5 protein-coding genes are annotated in these 6389 nt (G+C 57.6%); all 5 read right to left on the bottom strand.

All coding sequences use genetic code 11. From position 1 onward, the window contains the following. Nucleotides 1–187: 187 nt before the first annotated feature. Nucleotides 188–1216 carry an ABC transporter ATP-binding protein gene (locus ABHR75_RS06755; RefSeq protein WP_022094888.1) on the bottom strand — a complete coding sequence of 343 codons (1029 nt, stop codon included), beginning with the start codon at nucleotides 1214–1216 and terminating at the stop codon, nucleotides 188–190. Continuing rightward, on the bottom strand, nucleotides 1216–2307 hold the full coding sequence (locus tag ABHR75_RS06750) for an ABC transporter ATP-binding protein (RefSeq protein WP_022094887.1): 1092 nt from the start codon (nucleotides 2305–2307) through the stop codon (nucleotides 1216–1218). The genes ABHR75_RS06755 and ABHR75_RS06750 overlap by 1 nt, the downstream gene beginning before the upstream one ends. A gap of 2 nt (nucleotides 2308–2309) precedes the next feature. Further along, nucleotides 2310–3245, bottom strand: a complete 936-nt coding sequence (locus ABHR75_RS06745) for an ABC transporter permease (protein ID WP_035138881.1) — start codon at nucleotides 3243–3245, stop codon at nucleotides 2310–2312. Between the two features lie 14 nt (nucleotides 3246–3259). Further along, nucleotides 3260–4297 carry an ABC transporter permease gene (locus ABHR75_RS06740; protein ID WP_346963936.1) on the bottom strand — a complete coding sequence of 346 codons (1038 nt, stop codon included), beginning with the start codon at nucleotides 4295–4297 and terminating at the stop codon, nucleotides 3260–3262. Between the two features lie 156 nt (nucleotides 4298–4453). Further along, nucleotides 4454–6130: a peptide ABC transporter substrate-binding protein gene (locus ABHR75_RS06735; RefSeq protein WP_346963935.1), complete on the bottom strand. Its 1677-nt coding sequence runs from the start codon at nucleotides 6128–6130 to the stop codon at nucleotides 4454–4456. Nucleotides 6131–6389: the final 259 nt, after the last annotated feature.

Genomic DNA, 6389 nt, shown 5'->3' with positions numbered 1-6389 from the left:
TCGATTGGGACAGGCAAGCCTTCGAGGCCGAGCGCAAAATGGATTCTAAAAAACACCTTGCCAAATAGGAGCGTCAGACCAGGAAACCCCCTTATCCGCGGCTCCGAAGGAGCAGGATAAGGGGGTTTCCATGGTCGAGGACGTTCTGAAAACTAAGTCCAGCACGGGCCCGGACGATAACAACCGGCTACAGGTCGATGTGCGATTCCTTGATCGGGAACGGCTCGGCGAAGTGGCAGGCACAGCAGTGGCCCGGGGCAACTTCCTTAAACTCAGGCAGCTTCTCGGAGCAGATGCCCTGAGCAATCGGGCAGCGCGTGTGGAAACGGCAGCCGGTCGGCGGATCCAGCGGCGACGGCGGATCGCCAGCGAGGATAATGCGCTTGCGGGTCTTCTGGATATCAGGATCGGGAACCGGCACGGCAGACAGCAGCGACTGCGTGTACGGATGGTGGGGCTCGCTGTAGAGCGTCTTCCAGTCCGAAACCTCGACCATCTTACCCAGATACATAACGGCAACGCGATCGGAGATGTGCTGCACGACGGACAGGTCGTGGGCGATAAACAGATATGCGGTACCGAACTTGTCCTGCAGTTCCTTGAGCAGGTTCAGAACCTGGGCCTGAATGGACACATCCAGAGCGGAAACCGGCTCGTCGCAGATAATCAGCTTGGGCTTCAGCGCAAATGCGCGGGCAATGCCGACACGCTGACGCTGACCGCCGGAGAACTCATGAGGATAACGGTTGATGTGCTCGGGGTTCAGTCCAACGACGTCGAGAAGCTCGCGGACGCGCTCAATGCGCTCCTCCTTGGTGCCCACGCCGTGAATGGTCATGGGCTCGGAGACGATCTCACCGATGGTCATACGAGGATTGAGCGAAGCATAAGGGTCCTGGAAGATAAACTGCATCTCACGACGCATGTCCTTGATCTCATGCTTGCTCATCTCGGCAACATCTTTGCCCTGGAAGAACACCTTACCGGCAGTCGGCTTGGTCAGACGCATGATGGTGCGGCCCGTGGTGGACTTACCGCAACCAGACTCGCCGACCAGGCCAAAGGTCTCGCCCGGATAAATCTCGAACGAAATGTCATTCACTGCAGAGACGACACGCTTGGAGAAGCGCTTGGCGAACATGCCGGACTCAGCGGGGAACTCCTTAGAGAGGTGCTCGACCTTCAGTAGCGGAGTACGCTCGTTGGTATCTGCCATTACGCCTCGCCTCCCTTCTTGGAATCCTTGCGCGTACGGGACGTCTCAGGAGCGTTCTTGAGGAACTCGGGGTCACCGGAATAATGGCACGCAGAATAGTGGCCGGACTCGGTGACAACACGCTCGGGGCGCTGCTTGCGGCACTTGTCCGTCGCATAGGGGCAGCGAGGAGAGAAGACGCAACCCTCGGGCAGGTTCATGAGCGAAGGCGGGTTGCCGTGAATCGGCGTAAGCGGCTTCTTCTCTTCGATGGCCTGCTCCGGGATGGAGCGGATAAGGCCCCAGGTGTAGGGGTGGCGGCTCTCGTAGAAGATTTCCTCAGCAGTACCGAACTCGACGGGACGGCCGGCGTACATAACCATGATCTTGTCGGCCATGTCGGCGACGACGCCCAGGTCATGGGTAATCATGATGATGGCGTTGCCGTTCTTCTCCTGCATTTCCTGCATAAGCTCAATAATCTGAGCCTGAATGGTAACGTCCAGGGCAGTCGTGGGCTCGTCGGCAATCAGAATATCGGGATCGCAGGCAAGAGCCATAGCGATCATGACACGCTGACGCATACCGCCGGAGAACTGGTGCGGATACTCATTGACGCGCTTCTCGGGCTCGGGGATACCCACGAGGTCCAAAAGCTCGGTAGCGCGCTTGAGCGCCTCCTGCTTGGAGTAGCCACGGTGCAGACGAAGACCCTCGCCCACCTGCTTGCCGATCTTATAGACCGGGTTCAAGGAGGTCATAGGATCCTGGAAGATCATCGCGATGTCGTTACCGCGAATGTGCTGCATCTCCTCCTCGGTCATCTCGAGGATAGAACGACCGCGATAGCGAACGTCGCCGCCCTCGATCTTTCCCGGAGGCATCGAGATAAGACCCATGATGGTCATGGCGGTCACGGACTTACCGGAGCCGGACTCACCGACGACGCCCAGGGTCTCGCCGCGATCGAGCGTGTAGGAGACACCGTCGACAGCGCGAACGACGCCATCCTCGGTGTGGAAATACATCTTAAGGTCGTCGACCTCGAGCAGATGCTGGCCCTCGGGAACCGGCTGGTCCTTCAGGTCCACATAGTTCTTGTTCTTCTTCATCCTTATGCGTCCTTCATCTTGACGTCGAGGGCGTCGCGCAGACCGTCACCCAGCAGGGTGAAGGCGAGCACCGTCGAGAGAATTGCCAGACCGGGCATAATCATCATCCAGGGAGCAGTCAGAAGATACTGCTGACCGTCCTGAATCATGGAGCCCCACGAAGGCGTAGGCGGAATAACGCCCATGCCGAGGAAGGACAGAGCGGACTCGGTCAGAATGGCGCCACCAATGTTCATGGTCGCGTAGACCACGATGGAGGCGACGGAGTTCGGGAAGATGTGACGCACGACGATACGAGCATCAGATGCACCCATCGCGCGCGCAGCGTCAACATAGTCGTTTTCCTTGACCGTCAAGATTGCAGAGCGGAAGACGCGCGCAATCGAAGGCCAGCCGAGAATACCGATGGCGATAAAGACGTTCTGAAGGCCACGGCCGATAACGGCGATCATGGCGACAACGAACAGCACGTACGGGAACGCCAGGAAGATGTCCGCACAGCGCATGATGATCGTATCCCAGATGCCGCCGTAGAAACCGGCCAGAGCACCCATGACCAGACCAATTAGCGTGGAGATCGCGGTGGCCATAATTCCGACGGACAGCGAAACGCGCGCACCGTAGATAACGCGGACGAGAATGTCACGACCAAGGGCGTCGGTGCCAAACGGGTGCTCTGCACACGGAGCCAACAGCGACGTCTCGGCCATAGTGGTCGAGTCGGAAGCCGTCGGGGAACCGAGCCAGGGCTTAGCCCACAGATCCGCGGTCAGGGCAACCACAACGACGATGATGATCCAGCAGACACCGATGACGGCGAGCTTGTTCTTGCGAAGACGCTTAAAAGCGTCGCCCCACAGCGTGCGGGACTTGGCGGGAGCAGATGCGGCCTTGGTGGCGGTAGCCTGCTCCTGAGACTGAGAATCAGTTTCCTGCATGAGACGTACCTCCCTTAGGCCTTATCCGACGGACCGCCAAGGCGGATGCGCGGGTCGAGGAATGCATAGCTAATGTCGACGAGCAGGTTAATCACCATAACGACGACGACGATGAGCGTAACGCCGCCCATAACGATGGGCCAGTCGCGCATGCTGATGGCGCGATAGACCTCATAGCCAATGCCGGGCCAGTTGAAGACCGTCTCGGTCAGGATGGCACCCGAAAGCATGCCACCAAAGTCGACACCAATATAGGTAACGACGGGGATGAGTGCATTCTTAAGCGCATGCTTGATGATGATCGCGCGATTGGAGAGACCCTTGGCCTTTGCCGTGCGGATGTAATCCTGGTTCATGACGTCAAGCAGCTGCGAGCGCATGATGCGAGCAGCATAAGCGGTCGAAACCGAAGCCAGCGTAATGGTCGGGAGCACATAGTGCATCCAATCCTGATACTGAGAGCTGGAACCGCCGGCACCCGAGATCGGCATGGAAATTGCACCGCCCGTGGCGTCCTTGAGAATGACGCCAAAGAACAGTTGCAGCAACATACCGAGCCAGAAGGCCGGTACGGCAACGAGGATCGACGTGGTGAGCGTTACCAAAATATCCCAGAAGGAATAACGCTTTACCGCCGAAATGATACCCGCACCGATACCCATGATTGCCTCGAGCACGATGGCGCACGCGGCAAGTTTGACCGTATACGGATACTTCTGGGCAAAGATTTCCGTAACCGGCAGTTTGCGCTGATACGAATTGCCCAGATCGCCATGAAGCAGGCCGTTCATGTAATACAAGTAACGGTCCACGAGCGACGTTTGAACGGGGTCGCCGTTCTCGTCAAGGATCGCGTTGCCGTCCTCGTCCGACTGGACCAGGTGATAGCGAACGCGAAGCTGAAGCTCCACCTCGGGGGACAGAGCCTTGTCTCCACCGATCAGCTTGATCGGATCTCCCGGCACGATATTCTGGAGGGCGAACAGAATCAGCGTAACGCCCAAAAATACCGGGATGAACTGAAGCACACGTTTAACGATGTACTTACCCATACCACTCCCCTATCTAGGGATTAACCTAAATGGGATGCCGATCGCCAGACCGGCATCCCAAAATTACCATCAGCCAGTTTACCCCAGGTTAGGGAGAACTGTATGTTTCCCATGAGGTCTACGTAAATACTTGACCCTCACGGAAGCTGCAAACTCTTAGGCGAGCTCAGCGGTACCCAGCTCGGCGTGCTTCTGCGGATCGACATAGAGATGCTTGATGCGATCGGAGCCGACGATGGTGTGCGTGTAGAACATCACCGGGATGACCGGGCAGTCGGCAGCGACCATAGCGTCAGCCTCCTGCATCTTAGCAACGCGCTCTTCGTCGTCAACCGTGGTGCGAGCCTCGTTGACCTTGGCGTCGAACTCGGGGTTGTTGTAACCAGAGCGGTTGTCGCCACCGAGGGAGTCGGAGTGGAACAGCGGATACAGGAAGTTATCCATGATCGGGTAGTCGGCAATCCAGCCCAGACGACCGAACTGATAGTTAAAGTTCTGATACTGCTCGAGCAGGGCAGACCACTCAGGGGTATCGGAAGTTGCGGTAACGCCAACCTTGGCGAGGTCGCCGATGATGGACTCCATGATCTCCTTGTGGCCACCGTCCTGGTTGTAGGACAGAGTCACGTTAATGCCACGATCGCCGTTAGCGTCAGCGGGAGCAACCTTGTCGAGGTACTCGTTAGCCTTGTCGACGTCGTAGGCGCAGAACTCCCATGCGCCCTCCTTGTAGCCATCGATGCCCGGAGGAACAATGCCGTCGGCGGGGGTACGGGTACCCTTGAAGATGGTCTTGCAGATGGCCTCGCGGTTGATGGCCAGGGAGATGCCCCTGCGCAGGTCGGCGTTGTTGAACGGCTCGGCCGTGTTGTTGCAGGTCAGGTAGTAGGTGGAAGGCTCGGAGCCGAGCAGCATGCGCTCGCCATCGCCCATGGTGTAGCCGTCCTTGGACACGCCGCGATCCTTCTTGGCGGCATCGATCTGAGCAACGGGAACGTCGCAGACATCGAGGTTACCGGCCTGGAACTCCTTGTAGGCGGTCTCCATGTCCTTGATGACCTGGAAGTGGATGCCATCGATCTTGGCCTTGTCGCCATAGTAATCGTCGAACTTCTTGAGGTTGATCTCCTGACCATCCTCCCACTTGCCGTCCATCATGAACGGGCCGTTACCGACCGGTGCAAGATAGAAGCTCTTGGCATCGGACTCGGCGCACTCGGGAACCGGGGACAGAGCCGGGTGAGAGGCGACGAAGGGGAAGTCGGCGTAAGCGGAAGACAGCTTGACGACGAGGGTCTCATCGTCGGGGCAAGTAACACCGCTGAGCTCGGTAGCGTTACCGGCGAGCAGGTCGTCATAGCCCTCGACCATGGAAAGGTGATAGGAGACCTCGGAAGGGCCGTACTCGGTAGCGATGGCCGACTTGGTGTTGACCAGACGCTCCCAACCGAGCTTGAAGGACTTGGAGGTAACGTCGTCACCGTTGTGGAACTTGGCCTTCTTGATCTTGAAGGTGAACTCGGTGGCGTCGTCGTTGGCCTCGAAGGACTCGCAAGCCAGCGGGACGATCTTGCCCTTCTCGGCGTCATAAGTGGTCAGAGCGTCAAAAAGCTGGTACTCGACCTGAGTGCCCTGGTCCTCCTGGACATTGTAGGGGTCGATGCAGACCGGGTTGTTGATGTAGAAGTTCAGCGTCGAACCGGACTCAGAACCGGAAGCGTCGCCGCCCTTCTTGCCGCATGCGGCAAGAAAAGCCATGGAGCTCGCAGCGAGGGTGCCGCCAACAAAGGCGCGACGACCCATAACGGGCTGGTGGAACATAGAATCAGCCATGCCATCCTCCTTATGAGATAGGACAAAGAAATGTTCAGTCGGACACATGTCGAGACAATCCGATCTGAACCATCAAAACGCCGCCCATTGCTATGGCTGGTTATGCACAACAGGCCAACGTTTTTCAATACAGTAGCGCATTTTATGCACGATTTGGCGCTAATTCCGGTTAACGGTCGAGAATTTCTTTAGTTAGGCGCAGTATGTGGTGATATTCTGGCTCTGTTACAAGTCTGTAAACAAAAAGGGCCCCGCACAT

The sequence above is a fragment of the Collinsella aerofaciens genome, from assembly GCF_039752955.1.
GTDB classification, from domain to species: domain Bacteria; phylum Actinomycetota; class Coriobacteriia; order Coriobacteriales; family Coriobacteriaceae; genus Collinsella; species Collinsella aerofaciens_BI.
The sequence above is the reverse complement of the archived record's forward strand: the minus strand, read 5'-3'. Positions and strand labels throughout refer to the sequence as shown.